The organism is Variovorax boronicumulans, from assembly GCF_040544675.1.
Lineage (GTDB): Bacteria > Pseudomonadota > Gammaproteobacteria > Burkholderiales > Burkholderiaceae_C > Variovorax > Variovorax boronicumulans_D.
Genome location: NZ_JBEPKK010000048.1, coordinates 1 through 2,117 on the forward strand (window position 1 = coordinate 1; position 2,117 = coordinate 2,117).

Genomic DNA, 2,117 nt, shown 5'->3' on the forward strand with positions numbered 1-2,117 from the left:
CACCGCGCCGAGGTCGAGTCGCTGATCGGCTTTTTCGTGAACACCCAGGCGCTGCGCATCGACCTGTCCGGCTCGCCCACGGTGGCCCAGCTGCTGGCCCAGGTTCGCGCCACCGCCCTGGCCGCCCAGGCGCACCAGGACCTGCCCTTCGAGCAGGTGGTCGAGGCGCTGCAGCCCCAGCGCAGCCTGGCCCACAGCCCGGTGTTCCAGGTCATGTTCGTCTGGCAGAACGCGCCCGAGGGCATGCTGGAGATGCCGGGCTTGCAGCTGCAACCGGTCGGCGCCGATGCGCCGAGCGTCAAGTTCGACCTGGAGCTGTCGCTGCAGGACGACGGCCCATGCATCTCCGGGCACATCGGCTATGCCTGCGCGCTGTTTGACCGCGCCAGCATCGAGCGCCATCTGGCCCATTGGCAGACCCTGCTGCGCGCGCTGGTGGCCGATGACCAGGCAAGCCTGGCGCGGGTGCCGCTGCTGTCGGCCGAGGAGCGCCTTGAGCTGCTGCACGGCTTGAACGACACCGCAGCGCCCTGGCCCGCCGAGCGCTGCATCCACGCGCTGTTCGAGGACCAGGTCCAGCGCACGCCAGAGGCCCCCGCGCTGGTGGCCGATGACATTTCGTTCAGCTACGCCGCGCTGAACGCGCAGGCCAACCGTCTGGCGCATCACCTCATCGCACAGGGCGTGAGGCCGGATGCACGCGTGGCCGTCGCCTTGCCCCGCGGCGCCGATCTGGTGGTCGCTTTGCTGGCCACGCTGAAGGCGGGCGCCGCCTACGTGCCGCTGGACCCCAGCTACCCCATGGAACGCTTGGGTTTCATGCTGCAGGACAGCGCGCCCCACACCTTGCTGACCCATGCGGGCCTCCATGCGCGGCTGCTTCCGGCACTCGGTACCCTGGCGCCCTCGCTGGCCGTGCTCGAACTCGATTCGACGGCGCGTGCGTGGGACAGCAGGCCCGCGCACAACCCGCCACCGCGGCTGCAGGCGCTCACGACGGCTCACCTGGCCTACGTGATCTACACCTCTGGTTCGACCGGCACGCCCAAGGGCGTGGCCAATTCGATCGCCGGCCTGGGCAATCGCCTGCACTGGTTCATTCGCGACGTGCTGGACGTGCTGGAGCACCCGCCGGTCACGGCCTTCAAGACGAGCATCGGGTTCGTGGACTCGGTCACCGAGATGCTGCAAACGCTGCTGGCCGGCGGCACGCTCGTGGCAGTGGATCACGAGACGGCACACGATCCGCAACGCCTGGGGCAGCAGATCGTGCGCCAGCGTGTGAACACGCTCGTGCTGGTGCCCTCGCTGCTGCGCAGTCTGGCAGCCTCGCAGCCCCAGGTCCTGGACAGTCTGCGCACGCTCGTGTGCAGCGGCGAGCGGCTGGCGCCGGAGCTGGCACGCAGCATCGTTCAAGCGCATCCGCAGCTGCGCCTGTACAACCTTTACGGAAGCTCCGAGGTCAACGGCGAAGCGACATTCATGCGCTACACCGCACAGGCGCTGCAGGGGCGGCAGGGCTCGCTCATCGGGCGGCCCATTGCCAACACCCGCGTGTACCTGCTCGACGACGCACTGGCGCCGGTGCCCAAGGGGGCTGCAGGAGAGCTGTACGTGGGCGGCATGCCCCTGGCTCGCGGGTACTTGAATCAGCCCGGGACCACCGCCGAGCGGTTCGTGCCCGATCCTTTCGGTGCGCCGGGCGCACGGCTTTACAGGACCGGGGATCTGGCGCGGTGGGTGGGGGATGCGAACGGCCAGCTCGAATACCTCGGACGCACGGACTTCCAGGTCAAGGTACGCGGTCACCGCGTGGAGCTGGGCGAGATCGAGGCCAAGCTACTGGCGCACCCCGGTGTGCGCGAAGCGGTGGTGCTTGCCCGCGAGGACGAGCCCGGCCACCCGCGGCTGGTCGCCTATGTCCTGGCTCACGAGAAGCAGCCGCAGGCGCAGCCCGAGGCGCTGCGCGCGCACCTGGCCACCCGGCTGCCCGAGTACATGGTGCCGGCGGCCTACGTGCAGCTGGAGGCGCTGCCGCTCACGCCCAACGGCAAGCTGGACCGCCGCGCGCTGCCCGCGCCGGGCGATGCGGCCTACGGCACGCGCGAGTTCGAGCC

Annotated in this window: 1 protein-coding gene; it reads left to right on the top strand. The window is 70.1% G+C overall.

Annotation, left to right across the window (positions count from 1 at the left end):
* Nucleotides 1-2,117, top strand: a 2,117-nt coding sequence (locus tag ABIC90_RS27320; RefSeq protein WP_354359870.1) for a non-ribosomal peptide synthetase, incomplete at both ends; no start/stop codon positions are given.